Source organism: Streptomyces sp. NPDC001781 (assembly GCF_053596035.1).
In genome coordinates this window covers 28,576-51,916 of the sequence record NZ_JBSFFI010000035.1, presented here as the reverse complement: position 1 = coordinate 51,916, position 23,341 = coordinate 28,576, and the positions used below count along the sequence as shown (strand labels likewise).

At 74.9% G+C, this 23,341-nt stretch carries 17 protein-coding genes; 7 read left to right on the top strand and 10 right to left on the bottom strand.

From position 1 onward, the window contains the following. The first annotated feature begins 7 nt into the window (after positions 1–7). Together ACWCV3_RS25470 and ACWCV3_RS25465 are read left to right on the top strand one after the other, a co-directional pair. On the top strand, positions 8–1,324 hold the full coding sequence (locus ACWCV3_RS25470) for a beta-ketoacyl synthase N-terminal-like domain-containing protein (protein WP_451228513.1): 1,317 nt from the start codon (positions 8–10) through the stop codon (positions 1,322–1,324). A 123-nt stretch (positions 1,325–1,447) separates the two neighbouring features. Beyond that, on the top strand, positions 1,448–7,783 hold the full coding sequence (locus ACWCV3_RS25465) for an SDR family NAD(P)-dependent oxidoreductase (protein ID WP_451228510.1): 6,336 nt from the start codon (positions 1,448–1,450) through the stop codon (positions 7,781–7,783). Positions 7,784–7,797: 14 nt separating this feature from the next. Here the strand turns inward: ACWCV3_RS25465 and ACWCV3_RS25460 are convergent, their stop codons facing one another. Continuing rightward, positions 7,798–8,529 carry an SseB family protein gene (locus ACWCV3_RS25460; protein ID WP_451228507.1) on the bottom strand — a complete coding sequence of 244 codons (732 nt, stop codon included), beginning with the start codon at positions 8,527–8,529 and terminating at the stop codon, positions 7,798–7,800. Positions 8,530–8,580: 51 nt separating this feature from the next. Between ACWCV3_RS25460 and ACWCV3_RS25455 the strand changes: the two genes are divergently transcribed. Then, a complete protein-coding gene (locus ACWCV3_RS25455) occupies positions 8,581–9,270 on the top strand; it encodes a serine hydrolase (RefSeq protein WP_451228504.1) in 690 nt (229 codons plus the stop codon). On the opposite strand, the gene mycP is transcribed toward ACWCV3_RS25455, so the two are convergent. Continuing rightward, positions 9,271–10,440, bottom strand: coding sequence for a type VII secretion-associated serine protease mycosin (gene mycP, locus ACWCV3_RS25450; RefSeq protein WP_451228501.1), 1,170 nt, complete (start codon positions 10,438–10,440; stop codon positions 9,271–9,273). Next, the gene (locus ACWCV3_RS25445) at positions 10,437–11,630 is read right to left on the bottom strand and encodes a hypothetical protein (RefSeq protein WP_451228498.1); all 1,194 of its coding nucleotides are present in this window, start codon (positions 11,628–11,630) and stop codon (positions 10,437–10,439) included. The genes mycP and ACWCV3_RS25445 overlap by 4 nt, the downstream gene beginning before the upstream one ends. 276 nt (positions 11,631–11,906) lie before the next feature. Here ACWCV3_RS25445 and ACWCV3_RS25440 point away from each other — a divergent pair, with 276 nt between their 5' ends. Further along, complete coding sequence (locus ACWCV3_RS25440) at positions 11,907–13,109, top strand: amino acid deaminase/aldolase (RefSeq protein ID WP_451228495.1); 1,203 nt, start codon at positions 11,907–11,909, stop codon at positions 13,107–13,109. Between the two features lie 7 nt (positions 13,110–13,116). Here ACWCV3_RS25440 and ACWCV3_RS25435 read toward each other — a convergent pair whose 3' ends face one another. From ACWCV3_RS25435 to ACWCV3_RS25420, 4 genes are all read right to left on the bottom strand, one after another. Beyond that, on the bottom strand, positions 13,117–14,358 hold the full coding sequence (locus ACWCV3_RS25435) for a haloacid dehalogenase-like hydrolase (protein WP_451228492.1): 1,242 nt from the start codon (positions 14,356–14,358) through the stop codon (positions 13,117–13,119). Between the two features lie 51 nt (positions 14,359–14,409). Further along, a complete protein-coding gene (locus ACWCV3_RS25430; protein ID WP_451228489.1) occupies positions 14,410–15,198 on the bottom strand; it encodes a 3-oxoacyl-ACP reductase in 789 nt (262 codons plus the stop codon). Continuing rightward, complete coding sequence (locus ACWCV3_RS25425) at positions 15,199–16,569, bottom strand: aldehyde dehydrogenase family protein (protein ID WP_451228486.1); 1,371 nt, start codon at positions 16,567–16,569, stop codon at positions 15,199–15,201. It lies immediately after the preceding gene. Between the two features lie 61 nt (positions 16,570–16,630). Further along, a complete protein-coding gene (locus tag ACWCV3_RS25420; protein ID WP_451228483.1) occupies positions 16,631–17,989 on the bottom strand; it encodes a glutamine synthetase family protein in 1,359 nt (452 codons plus the stop codon). 91 nt (positions 17,990–18,080) lie between these two features. On the opposite strand from ACWCV3_RS25420, the gene ACWCV3_RS25415 reads away from it, so the two are divergent. Then, the gene (locus tag ACWCV3_RS25415; protein WP_451228481.1) at positions 18,081–18,827 is read left to right on the top strand and encodes a FadR/GntR family transcriptional regulator; all 747 of its coding nucleotides are present in this window, start codon (positions 18,081–18,083) and stop codon (positions 18,825–18,827) included. A gap of 43 nt (positions 18,828–18,870) precedes the next feature. Beyond that, positions 18,871–19,569: a gamma-glutamyl-gamma-aminobutyrate hydrolase family protein gene (locus ACWCV3_RS25410; RefSeq protein ID WP_451228478.1), complete on the top strand. Its 699-nt coding sequence runs from the start codon at positions 18,871–18,873 to the stop codon at positions 19,567–19,569. Between the two features lie 149 nt (positions 19,570–19,718). Here ACWCV3_RS25410 and ACWCV3_RS25405 read toward each other — a convergent pair whose 3' ends face one another. After that, positions 19,719–20,633 carry a LysR family transcriptional regulator gene (locus tag ACWCV3_RS25405; protein ID WP_451228475.1) on the bottom strand — a complete coding sequence of 305 codons (915 nt, stop codon included), beginning with the start codon at positions 20,631–20,633 and terminating at the stop codon, positions 19,719–19,721. 70 nt (positions 20,634–20,703) lie between these two features. Here ACWCV3_RS25405 and ACWCV3_RS25400 point away from each other — a divergent pair, with 70 nt between their 5' ends. Further along, positions 20,704–21,825: an SLAC1 family transporter gene (locus ACWCV3_RS25400; RefSeq protein WP_451228473.1), complete on the top strand. Its 1,122-nt coding sequence runs from the start codon at positions 20,704–20,706 to the stop codon at positions 21,823–21,825. Here the strand turns inward: ACWCV3_RS25400 and ACWCV3_RS25395 are convergent. Together ACWCV3_RS25395 and ACWCV3_RS25390 are read right to left on the bottom strand one after the other, a co-directional pair. After that, entirely contained in the window at positions 21,737–22,456 is a 720-nt protein-coding gene (locus ACWCV3_RS25395; RefSeq protein WP_451228470.1) for a helical backbone metal receptor, read from the bottom strand. The two genes, ACWCV3_RS25400 and ACWCV3_RS25395, sit on opposite strands and share 89 nt — an antisense overlap. After that, positions 22,456–23,028, bottom strand: coding sequence for a helix-turn-helix domain-containing protein (locus ACWCV3_RS25390; RefSeq protein WP_451228467.1), 573 nt, complete (start codon positions 23,026–23,028; stop codon positions 22,456–22,458). Before ACWCV3_RS25390 ends, ACWCV3_RS25395 begins: the two co-directional genes overlap by 1 nt. Positions 23,029–23,341 lie beyond the last annotated feature (313 nt).

Below are 23,341 nucleotides of genomic sequence, written 5' to 3'. Positions count from 1 at the left end.
GCACCTCGTGAGGCGGCGCGCCGGCGCCCGTGCGCGCGACGCCGTCGTCACCGGGATCGGACTCTGCCTGCCCGGTCCGCAGGACCCGGTCTTCACCGCCGACGACCTCTGGAGCATCGCCTCCACCGGGACGTCGTGCCTGGTCAAGAAGGGTGTCTATTTCGGTGGCGTCACCCTGCCCGCGGCCGTGTTCGAGGAGCGCGTACCGGGCATCCCGGAGTTCTTCTCCCGCCACTACACCGATGCCCACCGCTTCGGGCTGGTCTCGCTCGCGCAGGCGTGCCACGACGCCGGCCTCGACGTGCGGAGCGACCTGGAGGAGGCGGCGGTCCTGGTGGGCCGGGGCGGAGTGGACGCCAACATCGACAGCTATCTCGCCGTGCTGCGTGCCGACCCGGCGACCTACCCCGTCGCCGAGGCGCTGGAGATGTTCGTCGCGGCGGAACAGGCCGTCACCCCGTCGGACGTCGCCCTGGTGCAGGGCGCCCTCACCCGGTCCAGAGGCGCGAACTTCACGGTCTCGTGCGGTTGCGCGTCGTCCGCGGTGCAGGTCGGCAACGCGCTCGGCATGATCGCCGCAGGTGAGACCGACCTCGCCGTGGTGACCGGGGTCGACGTCTTCAGCGTCACGATGATCCGCAACATCCAGCGCCTGCTGAGCGGCGCGCAGACGGCGTACGACGCCATGCGCTCCGAGGACATGCCCGGCCTGCTGCCGTCGTTCGACGCGCTGATGCGCCCGTACGACGAGCGCGCCGACTGCATCAATCACGGCGAGGGGTCCGTGACGCTCGTGATCGAGAGCCGGGAGCACGCCTTCGCCCGCGACGCCCGCCCCTACGGCCAGGTCCTGTCGCAGGTCACCACCCGGGACGGGCTCTCGAACCCGCTGGCCAGCGACGAGAGCGGCCGGGCACTCGTGGCGGCGGCCCGCGGCTGCCTGGGCGACACCTGGGACATCGGTCAGGTCCCGTACATCCACGGCGGCAGTGACGGCAACGTCGTCGTCACGGCCTTCGAGTCGAACGCGGTCAGGGAGCTGTACGGATCCGCGGCGTCCGGCCTCCTCATGACCTCGCAGGAGGGCTGCTTCGGGCACAACGGCGCTCCGGCGGGCTGCCTCGGGGTCGCCCTCACCCTGCTGATGATGCGCAACGGCCAGGTCTGCCCGACCGCCAACTGCGAGCAGCCGGCCAGGCATCTGACGTTCGACCCGGTTCCCGGCACGGTGTCCCGCCCCCTCGACTTCGACTACGCCTTCACCTTCAACTACCAGCTGGGCGGTGTGAAGAGCGCGATCCTGCTGGGCAGTGCGGACGTCTGATCCGTCATCGTCCGCCGCTCCGCGGCTCGTCCCTGCGGTTTCGCCCCCACGCACGAGTCCGCCGTCGCGTCCTCGGCACCCCGCGCGTTCCCCCACCCCTCGTGCAGTGACAAGGAGACTTCTGTGGCCAACGACAAGCACGGCCCCCGGCCGGTGACCGCTCCCATCGCCGTCGTCGGCATGGGATGCCGCCTCCCCGGGGACGTCGACTCCCCGGCCGCGTTGTGGCGTCTGCTGACGGAGGAGCGTGACGCGGTCGGCCCTCCGCCGCCCGGCCGGTGGACGGGAGGCACGGGGCGCGGACCGGCCCCGGACGGGGCCTCCGCCCCCCGGGGCGGCTACCTCGGGGACGTCTCGGGCTTCGACGCGGACTTCTTCGGCGTGGCGGGCCGCGAGGCGGACGTACTGGACCCTCAGCACCGGCTCCTGCTGGAGGTCGTCTGGGAGGCCCTGGAACACGCGGGGATGCCTCCCGACCGCCTCACCGGTTCACCGACCGGCGTGTTCACCGGGCTGAGCTACCACGACTACATGGACCAACTGGCCGGCAGACCCCGAGAACTCGAAGGCTCCATCCTGACCAACGGCCACTGCGTCGCCGCCGGCCGGATCTCCTACCTCCTCGGTCTGCACGGCCCGAGCATCGCCCTGGACACGGCGTGCTCCTCCTCCCTGGTCGCCTTCCACCTGGCCTGCGAGGCGCTGCACCGGCAGGAGTGCGATCTGGCCCTGGCCGCCGGTGTCACCCTCATGCTCGCCCCGCGCGTCACCCGGTCCTTCGAGCGGATGGGCATGCTGTCCCCGACCGGACGCTGCCACACCTTCGACGCCTCGGCCGACGGGTTCGTCCGCGGCGAGGGCTGCGGCGCCGTGGTCCTCAAACGGCTGCCCGACGCCCGCCGCGACGGTGACCGCATCCTCGCCGTGGTCCGGGGGTCCGCGGTGAACCAGGACGGCCGCTCCGACGGTCTCGCCGCCCCCTCCGCCGAGGCCCAGCAGGCCCTCTACCGCGCCGCTCTGGCACGGGCCGGCGTCGACCCGGCCCGTGTCTCCCTGATCGAGGCGCACGGCACGGGCACGCCGCTGGGCGACCCCGTGGAGTTCGCGAGTCTCGCCGCCGTGTACGGCCACGGTCTCTCCCCCTGCGCGCTCGGCTCGGTCAAGACCAACCTGGGCCATCTGGAACCGGCCGCCGGCATCACCGGGCTCATCAAGACCGTGCTGTGCCTGCGGCACGGGACCATCCCCGCCAACCTGCACTTCACCCGGTGGAACCCGGCCATCGCCGCCGACGGCACCCGGCTGTTCGTGCCGCGCGAGAGCACACCGTGGCCCGGCAGGGAACCGGTGAGACTGGCGGCGGTGTCCTCCTTCGGCTTCTCCGGCACCAATGCCCACGTGATCCTCCAGGAGCCGCCGCCCGTCCGCCGTACCGGCCTGCCCGCGCCGCGCCGGTCCCGGCAGGCACCACCGGAGGTGATCCTGCTCGGGGCGGGATCGCACCGGGCGCTGCCGGAGGCCGCCGCGAAGCTGGCCGCATGGCTGGACGCGGAGGGGGCGGCCGTCCCCCTCCGGGACGTCGCCCACACCCTCGCCCTGCGCCGCGGCCCGGGTCGCGGGCGGCTCGCGGTCGTCGCCCGTTCGCACGCCGAGACCGCGGAGACGCTGCGGCTGTTCGTCGAGGGCCTGCCCGCACCCGGCCTGGTCTCGGGGACAGCCGACGTGACCGCGCCCCGCCTCCCGGTGTGGGTCTTCTCCGGCCAGGGCTCCCAGTGGGCCGGCATGGGCCGGGAACTCCTGGCGCAGGATGAGGCGTTCCGCAAGGCTCTCACCGAGGCGGACGCGCTGATCCGCAAGGAGGCGGGCTTCTCCGTACTGGATCTGGTCCGCTCCGGCGAGCCGGTCACCGGCTGCCCGCGCGTCCAGCCGGTGCTGTTCGCGCTGCAGATCTCGCTGGCGGCGGCCTGGGAGGCGCACGGCGTCCGTCCCGCCGCCGTGATCGGCCACTCCATGGGCGAGGTCGCCGCCGCCGTGGTGGCCGGGGCCCTCACCCTCGCCGACGGCGTCCGCGTGATCTGCCGTCGCTCGGCGCTGCTGGAACGGATCGCCGGTACGGGGGCCATGGCCAGCGTAGGCCTGGGGTCCGACGCGGTCCAGGCCGCTCTGGTCGACGCGGGCGCCGACGGCGTCTCGGTGGCCGTGCTGGCGTCACCCGAGGCCAGTGTGGTCTCCGGGGACACGGAGCAGATCATGCGCCTCGTCGACCGGTGGGACGAGCGTCAGATCCCCGCCGCCCCCGTCGCGGTGGACGTCGCGTCGCACAGCCCGCACGTCGACCCGCTGCTGGCGGATCTGCGCGCGGCGCTCGCGGACCTCGCCCCCCGCCCCCCTCGTGTCCCGTTCTACTCCACCGTGACCGAGGACCCGCGGCAGCACCCCCTGCTCGACGCCGCGTACTGGTGCGACAACCTCCGGCGGCCCGTGCGTTTCCATCCCGCCGTGACCGCCGCCGCCCAGGACCGGCACCAGGTGTTCATCGAGATCTCGCCCCATCCGGTGGTCGCCCAGTCCCTCGGCGACAGCCTCGCCCCCCTGGTCCCCCACGCCGTCGTGCTTCCCACCCTGCGCCGGGCGCAGGACGAGCTGGTCACCTTCCGGACCCAGCTCGCCGCCTTCCACTGCCACGGCGGCTCCGTCGACTGGACGTCCTCGTGCGGCGGCGGTCATCTGGCGGACGTGCCCACGACGACCTTCGACCGCATCCCCCACTGGGCCGGTGACCCGGCGGCCCCGGAGGTGCCCCCGGCGGACGGAGCCCTGCCCGGCCGGCACTCCGTGATTCCCGGTGCCCCGGTCCGGCACAACTGGCACGCCACCGCTCCGGCACGGCACCTGCCCTGGCTCGACGACCACCGCGTGCACGGCTCCCCCGTCCTGCCAGGCGCCGGGTTCTGTGCCGTGCTGCACACCGCGGCGGTCACCGCGCTGGCCGCCGCCGCCTCGGAGGTGGAGCTCACGGACGTCGCCTTCCACGACCTGCTGCCGCTGGACGACGACACCGAACTGAGCACCACCGTGACCCTCACCGACGGCGGTCAGGCGGCCTGCGAGGTGCACTCGCCCGCCCCGGACGGCTCATGGCACCTGCACGCCTCGGCCGCGGCCCGCCGTACTCCCGCGCCGTCCGGCACCCGCACCGCCCCCGTCCCCGAGCTGAAGCAGCGGCACCCCGTCGCCCTGGATCCCGGAAGGCTCTACGCCGGGCTGCGGGCCTGCGGACTGGAGCACGGTCCCGCCTTCACCGGCATCACCGCACTGCGGACCACCCAAGCGCGGGACACCTACTGGGCCCGTGTCCACCTGCCCCGCACCGCCGCCGCTCCCGCCCCCGCGCTGAGCGTCCACCCCGTGCTGCTCGATCTGTGCCTGCAACTGGTCGTCGCGGGCGCCGGCCAGGACACCGCGCCCGCGCCGATCCTGCCGGTCGGGGTCGGCGCGGTACGCGTCCTCGGCGACCCCGCTCTCGCCACCCACCTCCACGCGTCGATCACGGAGAACAGTGGCTCGACCCTGGTCGGCGACGTCCGCGCGCTGGACGTCCGGGGACGCCCCGTCCTCGCCCTCGACGACGTGCGCTTCCGGCGGAGCGCGCCCGCCGGGGCGTCCCCCGTCGACCGGTGGTTCATGGAACTCGGCTGGCATCGCGCGCCCAGGCCGCCCGGCGGGCGGAACCTGCCCGGAGACTGGCTGGTGATCGGTGAGGGCGACGGCGAGGCCGCATGCCTGGCCGACCACCTGCGCTCCACCGGGGCGAGGGTGCACGTGCGGGAGACGCCCCTGAGCACGCAGGGCCTCACCTCGCTGAGCGAGGTCTTCGGCCGGCACCTCACCTCCAAGGACGGCGCCTGGCGCGCCGTGGTCCTCCTGTCCGGCACGCCCTCCACCGACACCACCGACCCGGTGGGGGGCGCGCAGCAGCGCGCGCGGCGGCTGCTCGCGCTGGCCCGGGCCGCCGACGAGCACGGGGAACCGTGGCGTCTGTACGTGGCCACCCGGCACGCCTACCCCGTGACGGTGGACGAGGCCGGGCGCCCCGCCCACGCCACGGTGCGCGGGGTGGCCCGCGTCCTGGCGGTCGAACGGCCCCATCTGAGGCCCACCCTGGTCGACACCGATCCCGACCGGCGCGGACTGCGCGCCCTGGCCGCAGAGCTGCTCGCCGACGCGGACGAGGACGAGGTGGCACTGCGCGGTGACGTCCGGTACGTCGCGCGCCTCGACCGGTCTCCCGTCACAGCGGCCGAGGGCACGGCCCGCTCCACCCGGACCGTGCGCTTCGGGGACGACGGATTCCGCCTGCGGGTGGGGCGGTTCGGTGATCCCGACAGCCTCGAACTGGTCTCGACGGGCCGCCGCCCGCCCGCCGAGGGTGAGGTCGAGGTGCGTGTGCGGGCCGCGGGCGTCAACTTCCGGGACACCCTGACCTCCATGGGAATGCTCGGTACCGAGCCGGAGACCGCCTACCGCATCGGATTCGAGTGCGCGGGCGTGGTCTCCGCCGTGGGACCCGGTGTGGACCACCTCCGTCCGGGGGACGCCGTGCTCGCCGTTCAGCTGGAGGGGGGCGCGTTCGGGTCCTTCGTCACGGTCCCGTCCACCGCCGTGGCACCCGTACCGCCGGAGCTCAGGCCCGCGGCGGCGGCGGGACTGCCCACGGCCTTCCTGACCGCCTGGTACGCCCTGCGCCACGTCGCACGGCTGGCCCCGGGCGAGCGTGTGCTGATCCACTCCGCGACGGGAGGCACCGGCAGGGCCGCGATCGCCGTCGCCCGGCTCCTGGGCGCGGAGGTCCTGGCCACGGCAGGTTCGGAGGAGAAGCGGCGCCAGCTGCACGGGATGGGGATCCGCCACGTCATGGACTCCCGCTCCCTGGACTTCGCCCCGCAGACCCGCCTGGCCACCGGCGGCGAGGGGGTGGACGTGGTCCTCAACTCGCTCGCCGGACCGGCCGTCCGCGCCGGCCTGCAGAGCCTGCGCCCGTTCGGCCGCTTCGTCGAACTCGGCGTACGCGACATCATGGCCGACGCCCCGCTGGGGCTCGGTCCGCTGCGGCACAACATCACGTTCAGCACCGTCGACCTCATCGAACTCCAGCGGCGCCGGCCGGAGTTGCTGCACGAGATGCTGGGTGAGGTGATGGCCCACATCGCCGCGGGCCGCCTCAAACCACTGCTGTGCACGGAGTATCCGCTGGACCGGGCGGCCGACGCCTTCCGCCTGATGGCCCGCGCCGGGCACAGCGGCAAGATCGTGCTGTCGGTCCCCGACGAGGGGGAGACCGTAGCGGTCGACCCCGGCGGACCGGCCGTCGTGCGCGCGGACGGCGCCTACGTCGTCACCGGGGGGCTCGGAGGGCTCGGGCTGGCCACCGCCCGCTGGCTGATCGGGCAGGGCGCGGGCCGGGTCGTCCTCAACGGCCGCCGGACCCCGTCGCCGGAGACCGCCCGCGCCGTCAGCGACATGGGCGGCGCCGCCACGGTCGTGCTGGGCGACATCGCGCGAAGCGGCACCGCCGAACGGCTGGTGGAGGCCGCCACCAGGGGCGGGCTGCCGCTGCGCGGCGTGGTGCACTGCGCCATGGTCCTCGACGACGCCGCCCTGGACACCATCCGCGACGACCAGATCGACCGCGTGTGGGCGCCCAAGGTCACGGGGGCCTGGAACCTGCACCGGGCGACGGCCGGAGCGCCCCTGGACTGGTTCGTCGTCTACTCCTCGATGAGCGGCCTGCTGGGCAACGCCGGCCAGGGCGCGTACGCGGCGGCCAACGCCTGGCTCGACGCCTTCGCCCAGTGGCGCACCCGCAACGGCTCACCCACCCTGGCCGTCGACTGGGGTCCCTGGGGAGAGACGGGACAGGCCATGGACTTCGCCGGGCGCGGCTACGAGACGATCCCCACCAGCCAGGGCCTGGAGGCGCTGCACAGCCTGCTCGCCCACGGACGGGTCCGGACGGCCGTGATCCCCGGAGCGCCGCGGACCTGGATTCCCCGGCAGGCCGCGGACTCCAGCCTCTTCGCCCACCTCGCACCCGACGGACGTGAGGCGGTGGACGCCCCTCACGCCGAGCCGGAGCGGGCGGAGAGCGGCTCGCGGGACGTGCGGGCCCGGCTGGAGGCGCTGCCCGCGGGCATCGCACGCCAGAACGCCCTGGAGAGGTACCTGGCGGACCACATCCGGGCCATCCTGCGCACCGGCAGCGCCACGCTCGATCCGGACACCCCGCTGAAGTCCCTCGGCTTCGACTCGCTCCTCGCCACCGAGCTGCGGATTCGTCTCGACGCCGACCTCGGGGTCCGCCTGGCGAGCAATTTCGTCTGGCAGCACCCGACCATCGCCTCCCTGGCCACCGCCCTCGCGGCACGCATGGGTCTCGCCCTGCGGGAGGAGGCGAGCTGACGGCGGCGGCCGGCTCAGTCGCGTACGAAGAGGGGCTCGCCCGGAGGGGTGGTTCCGGCCGGCAGGAGTGCCAGGTCGAGGCCGCGCACCAGGCGGGCCCTCAGCGTTTCGTCGGCCGCCAGCCGCTCGGCGACGGCGCGGGCGGCCCGCGCGGGCGGCACGGCCGGGTCGAGGACGAGCGCCAGGGTGCCGTCGGCCTCGCCGGGGCCCAGGTGGGCGGCGCGCACGGCGGGCTCGGCGGCGACGGCCGCGCGGACGGCGGCCACCACGGCCGGGTCGGTCAGCGGGTCCACGCTGGTGCGGCCCTCGGCCAGCGCGAGCAGCGCGGGGCCGGTCAGCTCGAACGGCACCGGCCCGGCGAGGTCCAGTACGACCGTGTCCGCCTTCTCGTGCGCGGCGGCCTGGAGCGCCTGGTGCAGCGGTACGGCGACCGGCCGGGCGGCGGGGTCCCAGCGGGCCAGCGACGCGGTGGAGGTGAAGGCGGGCAGCGCGGTGCGCCCGGCGGCCTTCAGCGTGGGAACGGCCATGTCGCTGGTCTTCTCCCGGCGCAGCCCGTTCTCGTCCGCCTCGACCTCGCCGAGCACGGCGACGACGGGCACGAGCAGCCGGGCGCCCTTGAGCGCCTCCAGCACCGGCCCGAGTGCCGTACGGTCCTCGGACCAGGCCGCGAGGGCGGCGCTCAGCCGGGGGTCGGCGGAGCCGTCGTCGTCGGAGAACCCGGAGTCGGGAATGTTCTTGTTCACCACGCTCCCGACCCTATCGGGAGCGGCGTGGGACCGAGCCGAGGGGAGGCGTGGATGCGAGCGCTGAGGGTGGTGGTTCCCGAGGGGGCCCGGCTGTCGGCGGGCGTGCTCGATCCGGGCTCCGGACGGAGCGCGGTGTACGGCGACGGCACTTTCGACGCGGCCAGCGTGGTCAAGGTCGGCATCCTGGCCGCGCTGCTGCTCGGCGCCCAGGACGCGGACCGGGACCTGACGGGGGCGGAGCGGGAGCGGGCCGCGCGGATGATCGGCCGGAGCGACAACGGCTGCGCGACCGAGTTGTGGCACGCGATCGGCGGCGCCCCCGGCCTGGACGCGGCCCACCGCCGCCTCGGCCTCACCGCGACGGTGGGCGGGACGAACGGCTACTGGGGCCTGACCCGCACCACGGCACGGGACCAGCTGACCCTGCTCCGGCATGTGTTCGCCCCCTCCCCCGTGCTGGCCCCGGCCTCGCGCGCCTGCCTGGCCGCCCTGATGGCCTCCGTGGTGCCCGAACAGCGATGGGGGGTCTCGGCGGTGGGTCCCGGCGCGCTGAAGAACGGCTGGTTCCCGCGCGCCGCGACCGGGCGCTGGGTCGTGCACAGCGTGGGCCGGGCGTCGGGTGCCCAGGGTGACCGTCTGCTGGCGGTCCTCACCGAGGGCACGTCGAGCCGGGCGGAGGGCATCGCCCTGGTGGAGTCGGCGGCACGGGCGGCGGCAGGGGCCTTCGCCGGCCCCGCGTGATCAGCCTGAGGTGCCCGGCCTGCGGCCGCGCCGGATCACCACGGCCGCCGCGATCAGGAGCGCGACGCCGGTGCCGCCCGCCGGCCAGGCCGCCCAGCCGGTGCCGGAGGACGCGGAGCCGGAGGTGTCAGGGCCCGGGCCGAAGTACTTCCCGGCGTAGCCGGCGGGGTGGAGGGTGTCCGGCCGGAGGGTCGTGGCGGCCCTGAGGGCGGCGGGCGGGTCGATCATGCCGAAGCCGCGGGAGTCGTCGCGGCCGCCGGTGGGGGCGTCCCGCGCGGTGTCCTCCAGCACCTTCTTGACCTGGGCCGGGGTCAGCTTCGGACGATCGGCCTTGAGCAGGGCGGCCACGCCGGAGACGAAGGCCGAGGCGGCCGAGGTGCCCCAGCCCTCGTAGTAGCGGTGGTCGGGGTCGGCGATGACGACGTCCACGCCGGGCGCGCTGACGGCCGCGTACCAGCGGCGGGTGGAGAAGGAGGCGCGGGTGCCGTAGCGGTCGACGGCGGTGACGGCGATGACGCCGGGGTAGGCGGCCGGGTAGGAGACGTGGTCGCCCTTGTCGCCGCCGTTGCCCGCCGAGGCGACCACGACGACGCCCTTGCCGAGGGCGTACTGCACGGCCTCGTCCTCGGCGGCCTCGGGGTGCGCGGAGTCGGAGTCGTCGCCGAGGGAGAGGTTGATGACGTCGGCGCCGTGGTCGGCGGCCCAGCGGATGCCGTCCGCGAGGGCGTTGCCGCGGGTGACACGGGCCTTGGCGCGGGCGGGGTCCTTGTCCTCCAGGATGACCCGCACGGGGAGGATCCTCGCCTTGGGCGCGACGCCCATGATCCCGGCGCCGCCGCCGGGTCCGTGCCCGTGACCGGCGATGATCCCGGCCATGGCGGTGCCGTGCCGGGCCCAGGCGCGGTCACCGGGTCCGGCACCGAAGCCCACCATGTCCTTGCCGGGCAGCACGTTGCCCGCGAGGTCGGGGTGGTCGTCCTCCACACCGGTGTCGAGCACGGCGACGGTGACGCCCTGTCCCTGGGTGGTGCGCCACGCCTCGGCGAGGCGGAGCGCGGACAGCCCCCACTGCTGGGCGCGGATGGAGTCGGCGTGCGCGGTGGCGGCGGGGAGCAGGGCGAGGCCGGCCGCGAGCAGCAGACTCGAGGCGGCGCGGGTGCGGTGCCTCATGAGGGGCTCTCCGTGGCCGGGCTGACGGTCTGGCGGAACCTGCGCTGGATGCGGTCGGCGAGCCCCTGGGCCTCGTTGCCGAGTCCGGCCTGTGCGGGGGCGGAGGTGGCGCCGGGGCGCACGGCGTCCTGGGCGGGCTCGGGGGTGTCGACGGTGCGGCCGTCGGCCCAGCCGGAGACGGCGAAGGCGACGACGGGGGCGTCGGTGAGGATGCTGACCGTCCAGCTCGCCCGCTGTCCGGCGCCGAACCCGGCGGCGGGGGTGTCCTTGGCGGCGTACGGCAGGGGCAGCAGGTCGGCGCGCCGGTCCAGGCGCTCGGTACGGAAGCGCGCGGCGAGCCCGGCCGTCGCGGCGGGGTCGGCCTTGGTGAACAGCAGTCCCACGGTGGTGACATGGGTCTCGGTGACGTCGGTGTAGGTGGCGCGCAGCAGGCGGGCGCAGCCGACGGGGGCGAGGGCACGCGCCAGCAGCGGGTCGAAGGCTCCCGCGCAGCCGGTGTCGGGGGCCACCGCGATCCGGGTCCAGGTCCGGTCGGCTCCGCCGGGTCCGGCGCCGGTGCCCTGGACGGTGGGCGGGAAGAGCTGGTCGACGGGCACGTTGTGCCAGAGCGACCCGGCGGCGGCGAATCCGCTGTCGGCGGTAGGGCCGCCGTCCCCGCCGCTGAGCCAGCTCCCGGCCAGCGCACCGCCGATGAGGCCGAGTCCGAGGACGGCGCAGACGGCGGCGACGCCGGTGCGGCCGCGCAGCCGGGCCAGCGGGCCGAGGCCGCCCACGGCTTCCTCGTACGGCTCGGGCTGCCCGAACGCGCCGGCCGGCCAGGGGGCGTTCCAGGAGAGCGCGGGGTCGGGCGCGGGGGCCGGGCTCCAGACGGGTGGGCGCGGCACCTGCGCGGCGGCGGGCTCGGTCCCGGCCGGTACGGGCCGCGGCCGGGTGCTGCTCTCCGTCGGCGTCCCGGCCGGGGTGGGGGACGGCGGGGCGTCGGGGAAGCGGGCGGAGGCCGGCGGGGGCGGCGGCGGTGTGGTGGTGAGGCGGGCCTCTGGGACCGGGGGCCGGGTCTCGCGGGGGCGTTCCAGCGGGCGGCGCGGGGCGAACACCGAGGGTTCGTCCTCGATCCGGGCGTCCGGCTCGGCGGACGCGGGGTCGTCGGCGGGGCGCGGGGGGAACGGGACGCGGCGCGCTTCCGTGCTCATGCACCCCCCGTTTCCTGGCGACCGGGCCGACTGCTCGTACGCGGGCCGCTCCGGTGGGGCGGCCCGTGGCCCGTCGGACGGGTTCCGTCCCGGGCACGCATACCCGTACGGCTGTACCGGCATCCCGGTTCAGCGCCGCGGCCGGGTGTTTTCCGCCGTACGTGCGCGTCACTTTACGGGTTCCGGGCGGCCGGGACGGAACGGGCCGACGGCCTCGGGGCATCTGCCCGGAACATCCCCCTACCCTCGGGTAATCGCGTCTGGCAGGCTGCCGTCATGACTGCGCGTGCCGCCGACCGGGCCCGGTACGACCGGGCCACCGCCGCCTGTGAAGCCCCGCTCGCCCTCGTGGACCTGGCCGCCTTCGACGCCAACGCGGCCGACCTCGTCCGCCGGGCGAACGGCAAACCGATCCGGGTCGCCTCCAAGTCGGTCCGCTGCCGGGCCCTGCTGGAACGGGTGCTGGCGCGGGACGGCTTCGCCGGGATCATGTCGTTCACGCTGGCCGAGTCGCTGTGGCTGGCGCGTTCCGGCTTCGACGACGTGCTGCTGGCCTACCCGTCCGCCGACCGGGCCGGGTACGCGGAGCTGGCCGGCGACCCCAAGCTGGCCGCCTCGGTCACGGTGATGGCGGACGACGTGGCCCAGCTCGACCTGATCGACGCCGCGCGCGCCGGTGGGCGTGAAGTGGTGCGGATCTGCCTGGAGTTGGACACCTCGCTGCGGCTGCTCGGGGGCCGGGTGCGGGTGGGCGCCCGCCGCTCCCCGCTGCACTCCCCCGCCCAGTTGGCCGAGCTGGCCCGGTCGGTGGCCCGGCGCCCCGGGTTCAGGCTGGTGGGGATCATGGGGTACGAGGGGCACGTGGCCGGGGTCGGGGACGCAGTGGCCGGGCGGCCGGTGCGCTCGCGGGCGGTCCGGCTGATGCAGGCGGCGGCCCGCAGGGAGCTGGCCGAGCGGCGCGGGGCCGCCGTACGGGCGGTGCGGGCGGTGGCGCCGGAGCTGGAGTTCGTCAACGGCGGCGGGACGGGCAGCGTGCAGCACACGGCGGCCGAGGACGCGGTGACCGAGATCGCGGCCGGGTCGGGACTGTTCCTGCCGCGGCTGTTCGACAACTACACGTCGTTCACGGGCCGTCCGGCCGCCCTGTTCGCGCTGCCCGTGGTCCGGCGTCCCGGTGTGGGCGCGGTGACGGTGCTGGGCGGCGGCTATCCGGCGTCGGGCGCGGCGGGCCCGGACCGGCTGCCGGTGCCGTATCTGCCTCAGGGGCTGCGCTTCGACCCGCAGGAGGGCGCCGGGGAGGTGCAGACCCCCTTGCTGGGCTCGCCCGCCGACGATCTGCTGATCGGCGACAAGGTGTGGTTCCGGCACGCCAAGGCGGGCGAGCTGTGCGAGCGGTTCGACGTGCTGCACCTGGTGGAGGGGGACACGGTCACGGCGACCGTGCCCACCTACCGCGGCGAGGGGCACACCTTCCTGTGACGGCCCCTCAGTACACCGTGTCCGCCTGGTCCGGCACCACCGAGCCGTCGGGGCGGAGCACCGGGGTGCGGCCGCCGTCCGGGGCGTTGTAGGCGGTGGTGGAGCACGGGTACGGGTCGGGCCTGCGGGGCAGCGGCTCGATGAACATCGGATTGACCACCCAGCGCCCGTCCGCGTTGTCGTAGGCCCGGCACATCAGCTCGGCCTTGTTGCGGTTGAGGACCAGGTGGGCGCCGGTGGCGTCGGAGACGAAGGTGACGTCGGTGTCCGCGTCGCCGCCGCCGAGGGCGATCCGCTTCCGCCACGGCTGCTTCTGCCAGGCGGCTGGTCCGTGGACGCCGTAGACGTCCTGGTTGATCCAGCACCGCTTGCCGTCGATGTACGGGATGACGTCGCCCTTGCTGGCCCCGACGCCGCCGCAGCCCTCGTTGCGGGTGGTGATGCGGCCGCGGTGGTCGAGGACGGAGCGGATGGCGATGGTGTGCGCGGCGTCGACGCCGATCCCGCGCGACCAGACCTCGGTGACCGGTTCGGAGCCGGCCGAGACGATGTACACCCGCCACCCGGCCCGCTGGAGGGTGCGGACGAGGTCGCGCTGCTGGTCGTAGTAGCGGACGTAGGCCGGGACGGTGTGGCTGCCCAGGGTGCGGGTGGCGCCGATCGGCGCGGCCAGCGCCTCGGTGCGGGCCGCGGCCGCGTACGAGGAGAGCTGTGCCGGGGTGCGGCCCGCGAAGAGCTGGGGCACCCAGGCGTACTGCGGGACGGTGCGGCGGTGGTTCCAGGTGCCGGCGAAGGCGGCGGCGCCACTCATCGTGGTGCCCTTCTCCCGGATCTCCACGATCTCGTCGGTGCACCCCGGCCGGTCGGAGGTGCGCAGGGAGCCGCCGGCGCCGGTGCCGCAGGCGGCGGTGAGCGCCCGGTCCCCGGCGTCGGTCATCCACGCGCTGGTGTCCTTCCAGCGGGCGGGCCGGGGCAGCGCGTCGTGGCGCAGGGCCCAGGACAGGGTGGCGTCGGTGACGTCGTTCTTGGTGATCGTGTTGTCCCAGTCGAACACGGCGACCGCGCCGCGGTGGCCGGAACAGGTTCCGCGGCTGTCGATGACCTGTTGCAGACGGGCGCGGTTGTGGCCGTACCAAGTAGTGCTCAACTGTGGGCACTTGGTGTCGGCCGCCGCCGCGGTGGGGGCGAGGGCGGGGGCGGCCGCGAGGGCGGCGGCCGCGGCGAGGGACCAGGCGAGTAGCTGTCGCATGGGACGGGGACCGTACACCTTTCGTGGGGAGGGGAGTGGCGTACGCGCCGGTCAGAGAGGGGTGACGTAGGCGCCTGAGATGCCGCCGTCCACCAGGAAGTCGGTGGCGTTGACGAAGGAGGCGTCGTCGCTGGCGAGGAAGGCGACGGCGGCGGCGATCTCGTCGGCCCGCGCGAACCTTCCGAGCGGGATGTGCACCAGCCGCCGGGCGGCCCGCTCGGGGTCGGCGGCGAACAGTTCCTGGAGCAGCGGGGTGTCGACCGGGCCGGGGCACAGGGCGTTGACCCGGATGCCCTCGCGGGCGAACTGCACCCCGAGTTCGCGGGACATGGCGAGCACACCGCCCTTGGACGCCGTGTAGGAGATCTGGGAGGTGGCCGCGCCCATCCGGGCCACGAAGGACGCGGTGTTGATGATGGAACCGCGTCCCTGGCGCCGCATGTAGGGCAGTGCGGCCTTGCAGCACAGGTAGACGGAGGTCAGGTTGACCTCCTGCACCCGCTTCCACGCCTCCAGGCCGGTGTCCAGGATGGAGTCGTCGTCGGGCGGGGAGATGCCGGCGTTGTTGAAGGCGATGTCGACGCTGCCGCAGGTGTCGTGGGCGGCCTCGAACAGCGCCTCGACCTGTTTGGGGTCGGTGACGTCGGTCCTCACGAACAGCCCGTCCACCTCCTCGGCCGCGGCCTTGCCGCTGGTCTCGTCGATGTCGGCGCAGACCACGCGGGCGCCCTCCGCGGCCAGTCTGCGGACGGTGGCCAGCCCGATGCCGCTGCCGGCTCCGGTGACGACGGCGGTGCGGCCGACCAGGCGGCGGCAGACGGGAGCTTCGGTCTCGATCACTTAAGCGGGCCCCTCCGTGCTGAGGAAGACGTTCTTGGTCTCGGTGAATGCGGTCAGGGCGTCCGGGCCGAGTTCGCGGCCGAGTCCGGACTGCTTGAAGCCGCCGAACGGGGTCCAGTAGCGGACGCTGGAATGGGAGTTGACGGACAGGTTGCCCGCGCGCACGGCACCGGAGACGCGCAGGGCGCGGCCCAGGTCGCGGGTCCAGATGGACCCGGAGAGCCCGTAGGGGGTGTCGTCGGCCAGGCGGATCGCGTCCCGTTCGTCGTCGAAGGGCAGCAGGACGGCGACGGGCCCGAAGATCTCCTCGCGGGCGGCCGGGCTGTCGGGGGCTGCGTCGGTGAGCACCGTCGGCGGGAACCAGAATCCGGGTCCGTCCGGTGCGGTGCCACGCAGGGCGGGGACGCCGTCCGGGACGTAGGAGCGGACGCGGTCGAGCTGGGAGCGGGAGATCAGCGGGCCCATCTGTGTCTTCTCGTCGGCCGGGTCGCCGACGACCACGGCGGCGAGGGCCTCCGCGAGGAAGGCGCGTGCCTCGTCGTGAATCTCGCGCTGGACGAGGACGCGGGTGCGGGCGCAGCAGTCCTGGCCGGCGTTGTCGAGGAAGGAGAAGGGGTCGAGGGCGGCCTTCAGATCGGCGTCGGCGAAGACGATGTTGGGGCTCTTGCCGCCGAGTTCGAGGGTGACCGGCTTGAGCAGGCGGGCGCAGCGTTCCGCGACCTCCCGTCCGGTGCGGGTGGAGCCGGTGAACACGACCTTGGCGATGTCCGGGTGGTCGACGAGGGCACGTCCGGTGGTGTGGCCGTGGCCGGGCAGCACCTGGAAGAGGTGCTCGGGCAGGCCCGCCTCCAGGGCCAGTGCGGCGAGGCGGAGCGCGGTGAGCGGGGTGGTCTCGGCGGGCTTGAGGACCACTGCGTTGCCCGCGGCGAGCGCCGGGAAGGAGCCCCATGCGGCGATGGGCATCGGGAAGTTCCAGGGGGCGATGACACCGACCACGCCGAGGGGTTCGTGGAAGGTGACGTTCCAGCCCCCGGGTGCCGGGATCTGGCTGCCGTTGAGGCGCTCGGCGCCGCCCGCCGCGTAGAGCAGCAGATCGCGGGCGTTGCCGGCCTCCCAGCGGGCGTTGGCGAGGGTGTGACCGGCCTCGCGGACCTCCAGCAGAGCGAGTTCCTCGGTGTGCGCGTCGACGGTGTCGGCGAAGCGGCGCAGCAGCCGGGCGCGGTCGGTGGGGGCGAGGGCGGCCCAGGCGCGCTGGGCGGGGACGGCACGGGCGACGGCGGCGGCCACGTCCTCGGCGCTCGCGGCGGGGACGGTGGCGAGGGTCTCCTCGGTGGCCGGGTCGATCACCTGGAGTTCGTGCGGGTCCGTCAAGGAGGTGTCACCTTTCACGGGTGTTCGCGGGTTCACGGGTGTTCACGGGCCGGGGGCCTGTTCACAGGCGCTCGAAGGACCGGCGCAGTTCCCAGTCGGTGACGGCGGCGTCGAAGGCGGCCAGCTCGACGCGGGCCATGTTGGCGTAGTGGGCGACCACGTCCTCGCCGAAGGCGGCCTCGGCGATGGGGCTGGTCTCCCAGAGCCGGGCTGCCTCGCGCAGGGTGGTGGGCACGTGCTCGTACTCGGCGGTGTAGGCGTTGCCCGCGCAGGGCTCGGCCAGTTCGAGCCGATGCTCGACCCCGTACAGCCCGGCGGCGACGAGTCCGGCGACGGCGAGGTACGGATTGACGTCACCGCCGGGCAGCCGGTTCTCGAAGCGCAGCGAGGGGCCGTGGCCGACGACGCGCAGCGCGCAGGTGCGGTTGTCGTGGCCCCAGGCCACGGCGGTGGGCGCGAAGGAGCCGGGCTGGAACCGCTTGTAGGAGTTGATGTTCGGTGCGTACAGCAGGGAGAAGTCGCGCAGTGCGGCGAGCTGCCCGGCCAGGAAGTACCGCATCACGTCCGACATGCCCTCGCCCTCGGCCATCACGCTGCGGCCGTCCTCGTCGGCGAGCGAGAGGTGGATGTGGCAGGAGTTGCCCTCCTTCTCGTTGAACTTGGCCATGAAGGTGAGCGCCATCCCCTCCTGGCTGGCGATCTCCTTGGCCCCCGTCTTGTACACCGCGTGCTGGTCGCAGGTGCGCAGGGCCTCGGTGTACCGGAAGGCGATCTCGTGCTGGCCGGGGTTGCACTCCCCCTTGGCCGACTCGACGGTGAGGCCCGCTCCCGCCATCTCGTTGCGCAGCCGGCGCAGCAGGGGTTCCACGCGACCGGTGCCGAGGATGGAGTAGTCGATGTTGTACTGGTTGGCCGGGGTCAGCCCCCGGTACCCGGAGTCCCAGGCGTGCTCGTAGCTGTCCCGGAAGACGATGAACTCGAGCTCGGTGCCCGCCCGGGCGGTGTATCCCAGCCCGGCGAGCCGCTCCAGCTGACGGCGCAGGATCTGGCGCGGGGCGGCGGTGACCGGGGCGCCGTCCTCCCAGGCGAGGTCGGCCATGAGCAGCGCGCTGCCGGGGTGCCAGGGCAGGCGGCGCAGGGTGGCCGGGTCGGGGCGCATGGCGAAGTCGCCGTAGCCCCGGTCCCAGGAGGACATCTCGTAGCCGTCGACGGTGTTCATCTCGGTGTCGACCGCGAGGAGGTAGTTGCAGCCCTCGGTGCCGTGGTCGAGCACCTCGTCAAGGAAGAAGCGGGCGGCGAACCGCTTGCCCTGGAGCCGTCCCTGCATGTCGGGGAAGGCCAGCACGACGGTGTCGATCTCACCGCCGGCGACCAGCGCCCGCAGTTCCTCGATGCTCAGCGGGGGTGTGCGGTCTGCCACGGGAGAGCCTCCTGGGACGTGCTGCGCGCGGTCCGGCGGGGAGCCATAAGGTATGGCGGGGAACCATTGCTTGGGAAGGGGGCGCGACCGGATGGCGGGAAGGACGGGGGCGCGGGAGGCGGGAGAGGGGGCCGACCGGCTGGGCGCGGTGCTGCGGCCGGTGCGTGCGGGCAACGGCTTCGAGGAAGCGCTGGAGCAGATCCTCCAGGTGGTCCGGCTCGGCCTCGTCCGCGACGGTGAACGACTGCCCTCCGAGCGGGAGTTGGCCGAAAGACTGGGCATCAGCCGGGTGACGCTGCGCGAGGTGCTGCGGGTGCTGCACGACCAGGGGCTGGTGGAGTCGCGGCGCGGTCGGTACGGCGGCACGTTCGTGCTGCGCCGCGCGGACGGGGCCGGGGAGGACGAGTTGCGGCGCCGCACGGCCGGCGTCGACATCGAGGACGTCCTGCGCTTCCGCGAGGTGCTGGAGGTGGGCGCCGCCGGGCTGTGCGCGGCGCACGGGCTGACCGGGGAGGGCCTGGTAAGGCTGCGGCGGGCGCTGGACCACACCCGCGACGCGCCGCTCGCGGACTACCGGCGCCGGGACACCCTGCTGCATCTGACGCTGGCCGGGCTGTGCGGCTCGCCTTCGCTCGCGGCGCAGTACGCGGCCGTGCGGGCGGGCGTCAACGACCTGCTGGACTGCATCCCGCTGCTGGTCCGGAACCTGGAGCACTCCCAGCGGCAGCACACCGCGCTGGTGGAGGCGGTGCTGGAGCGGGACGCGGAGGCGGCGCGGGAGATCGCCCGCGAGCACTGCGCGGGCACGGCGGCCCTCTTGCGGGGCTTCCTGGCCTGACCTCGGCTCTGCAAAGGTGTCGTCGAGCACCTTTGGAGGGCACATGGGCGGACGGCCGCTGATCGGCGTGAGCACGTATCTGGAGGCGGGCGCCCGCTGGGGTGTCTGGGAACTGGAGGCGGCCCTCCTCCCCGCCGCCTACCCCCGCCTGGTGAGCCGCTCCGGCGGCCTCACCGCACTGCTCCCCCCGGACGACCCGGCGCTGGCCGCGGAGGTGGTGGCCCGCCTGGACGGCGTGGTCATCGCGGGCGGCCCCGACATCGATCCCGCCCGCTACGGCGCCGAACGCTCCCCCCGCTGCGGTCCGCCCGCCCCGGAGCGCGACGCCTGGGAACTCGCCCTGATCGGGGCCGCGCTGGCCGCGCGCGTCCCCCTGCTCGGCGTCTGCCGGGGCATGCAGCTCCTCAACGTCGCCCTGGGCGGGACCCTCGTCCAGCACCTGGAGGGCCACACGGAGGCGGTGGGCGTCTACGGCGCCCACCCGGTGCACCCGGTACCGGGCACCCTCTACGCGTCCATCCAGCCGGGGGGCACCAGCGTCCCCACCTACCACCACCAGGCGATCGACCGCCTGGCCCCCGGCCTCGTCCCCTCCGCCCACGCGGCCGACGGCACCGTCGAGGCCGTCGAACTCCCCGCCGCCGGGGGCTGGGTACTGGGCGTGCAGTGGCACCCGGAGATGGGCACGGACGACCGGGTGATGCGGGCACTGGTCGCCGCGGCGAGCCGGGGCGGGGCCTGAGGGGCCCGCGATCCCCGGCGGAAGCGGGACGGCGGCCACCGCGCCTCGCCGGGCCACCGCACCCGCCCGGTGCGCGCGCGAGCCCGCGCCGCGCGGTGCACCGCGCCCGACGCCGCGCGCCGTTCCGCCGGGGACGACGGGACTGCCCCTCAGTCCCGGGTCAACGACAGTAGTTCCCGTGCCGGTCCGGCGGGCCGGTGTCCCGTCGGCCACACCGCTCGCAGGTCCCGGCGCAGGGCGACGCCCTCCACCGGGATGCCGATCAGACGACGGGTGGCCAGTTCCTCGCCGACGGCGAGTTCGCTGAGGACGGCTGGGCCGGCGCCGCCGATCACGGCCGCCTTCACGGCGGTGGTGGAGGAGAGTTCGATGAGCGGGCGGGCGGGGGCGCCGAGGGCGGCGTCGAGTACCTGACGGGTTCCGGAACCGCGTTCGCGCAGGATGAGAGGGGTGGCGGCGAGTTCCGCCGTCGTCAGGGGGCCGGTGCGGCGGGCCCAGGGGTGGGCCGGGGCGGTGACGACGGTGAGCCGGTCGTGGGCGATGACGGCCGAGTCCAGGCCGGCGGGAACCGTCAGACCCTCCACGAAGCCGAGGTCGGCCTCGCCGGCGAGCAGGAGCTCGGCGACCTTGGCGGAGTTGCCCGCGAGCAGCGACACCGCCGTGTCCGGGCGTCCGGCGCGCAGCGCGAGCAGCCAGCCTGGCAGCAGGTACTCGGCGATGGTCATGCTGGCCGCGACCCGCAGCCGGGAGTCCCGCGTGGCCCGGAGCGCCTGCGCCCCCGCGTCGAACACCTCGGCCGCCGCCACGACCTGCCGGGCCCAGTCGGTGACCAGCGCGCCCGCGTCGGTGAGCCGGGAGCCGCGCGGTGAGCGGTCGACAAGGGCGACTCCGAGCTGCCGTTCCATGGAGCGCAGCCGGCTGCTCGCGGCGGGCTGGGTGATGCCCAGTTCCCGCGCGGCCGCGCCCAGGCTGCCCAGCCGGGCCACGGCCAGCAGCAGCTCCAGCGCGCCCAGATCCGGCACCCGGTGCGCCAGCGAACCGCTCCTCGCCCGCTCTTCGCTCATAAGAGCACCTTATGCCCCCATAGATCCGAACTCCCTGGTCGGCTCCCGGCCCGGCCGGGAAGCTGGTCTCATGGTCACCGCAGCCCGCCTCCGCCACCTCGGTCCGAACTGGTACGCCGCCGTCATGGGCACGGCGATCGTCGGTTCGGCGGGCGCCGCCCTCCCTTCCCACGTCCGCTGGCTCTGCGCCGCCCTGTGGGCCCTCTCCCTGCTCCTGCTGCTCACCCTCCTGGCGGCCCGCGCCCTGCACTGGACCCACCACCGCGACCAGGCCCGCGCGCATCTTCTCGACCCGGCGACGGCCCCCTTCTACGGCTGCACCGCCATGGCCCTCCTCGCGGTCGGCGGCGGCGCGCTCTCGGCCGGCCGGTACTGGATCGGCACCCGGGCGGCCGTGGCCCTGGACAGCGTGCTGTTCACCGCCGGTACGGCCCTGGGCCTGGCGGCGGCCGTGGCGGTGCCGTACCTGATGGTCACCCGGCACCGGCCCGCTCTCGCCGACGCCACCCCGGTGTGGCTGCTGCCGCTGGTCGCGCCGATGGTGTCGGCCGCGCTGGGTCCCGCCCTCGCGTCGCATCTGCCGCCGGGCCAGCCGCGCGAGACCCTGCTGCTGGGCGCTCTGGCGCTGTTCGGGCTGAGTCTGCTGGCCACGCTGCTGATGCTGCCGCTGCTCCTCGCCCGGCTGCTGCTGCACGGCCCGCTGCCGCTCGCGCTGACCCCGGCCCTGTTCCTGGTCCTCGGCCCGCTGGGCCAGTCCACCACCGCCACCGGCGCGATCGCGGACCTGGCGCCGGGCGTGGTCCCGGCGCCGTACGACCGGGGGCTCGCGGTGTTCGCCGTGCTGTACGGGGTGCCGGTCATGGGGTTCGCGCTGCTGTGGCTGGCGTTCGCCGCGGCGCAGGTGGTCCGGGCGCGCCGCCGCGGCATGCGGTTCTCGCCGGCCTGGTGGGGGCTCACCTTCCCGGTCGGCACATGCGTCACCGGCGCGTCCTCCCTGGCCCGGCACACCGGCCTGACGGTGTACGCGGGGCTGGCGGCCGGCCTGTACGCCCTGCTGCTCGCCGCCTGGGCCGCGGCGGCCACCGGTACCGTGCGCGGGCTGCTCAGCGGCGTGCTGCTGCCAGCGCCCGGGCCAGCACGCGGGGCGCTTCGAGCAGAGAGGGTCCGTACCAGGTCAGGTGCCGTCCGCTGACCAGGGCGCAGGGCACGCCGGGGAACGCCTCGGGGCCGTCACCGGAAGTGAAGCGGTACGGCTCGTCGGGCAGGACGACCAGCTCGGGGGCCGCCGCGTTCAGCTCGTCGAGCGGGACGCGGGGGTAGCGCTCGGCGTGCCCGGCGTACAGGTGCCGGACGCCGAGGCGGGCCAGGACGTCGCCCGCGAAGGTGTCCCGGCCGAGCACCATCCAGGGGCGGCGCCAGACGGGCACCACGGCGCTCACCGGCCGCGACGGCGCCGGCGGCGCCGCCCAGGCCGCCTCGGCGCCGTCCAGCCAGCCGGGCCGGCCGGTGGCGCCGCACGCCGACAGCACCCGCTCCAGCTCGGTGAACGCCTGCGGCACCGTGCGCACCTCGGTGACCAGCACCGGGACGCCCGCCGCGCGCAGGGCTTGGAGGTCGGGGGCGCGGTTCTCCTCCTCGTTGGCGATCACGAGGTCGGGCCCGAGCGCGGCGATGCGCGCGGTGTCGGGGTTCTTGGTGCCGCCGACGCGCACGACGTCGAGATCCGCCGGGCGTTCGCACCAGTCGGTGGCGCCCACGAGAACGCCGGGAAGGCTCACGGCGACCGCCTCGGTCAGGGACGGCACCAGGGAGACGACCCGCACTACCGGGACCGGTCCTGGACCGCCTCGATGTGCTCGGCGACGGCCACCACGATCACCCGGGTGTCCGGCACGGTGGCCCGCCAGCGGTGGCGCACGCCGCCGGTCAGGTACAGGGTGTCGCCCCGGCCGAGCCGGTAGGCTCGGCCCTCGGCCTCGATCTCCACCGCGCCGTCGGCCACGTACATCAGCTCGTCGTTGCGGTGCTGGAACTCGCGGCCCGCGTCGTGGTCGCCGGTGAACTCGGAGGCGTGCAGCTGGTGGTGGCCGCGCACCAGGGTGCGCGTCCGGGCGGTGAAGTCGCCCTCGGCGGCCGGTTCACCGCGTACGACGTCGACGCTGCACGCGGGGTCGGCGGCGGCGAGGAGTTCCACCGCCGTGGTGCGCAGCGCGTCGGCGAGCTTCTCCAGGGAGGTGCGGCTCGGGCGGGCCCGGTCGTTCTCCACCTGGCTGAGGAAGGGCACCGAGAGGCCGCTGCGCTCGGCCACGACCGCGAGGGTGAGTTCGAGCGTCCGGCGGCGCCGCCGGACGGCCGCGCCGACCCGCACGGGCTGTCGCTCCTTGTGGTCGCCCATCGCTGCGGCTCCCTCCTTCACGCGTGGCGCGGCTGCCCGGACGCCCCGTGCCGGGCGTCGCTGTCCTGAGTTGTCTGCACCCTACGCACGTTCGGCAAACCGTTGCACGCGCCTCTCACATCCCGCGCGGCCGCCGGGCCGGAACCCCACGGTTCGCGCCAGTGCCGCGGTCCGCCGGACGCCTGCTCCTGTTCCGGCTTTCCGCGGCGTTCACCTGGTTCAAGGCTCGCGCGTCCCCGGGTGTTCCCGCCAGGCGGGGAGCGTGGCGCTGCGTGGTTGGCCGGATCTGCACGGTGGTGGAACCGGCCGAGGG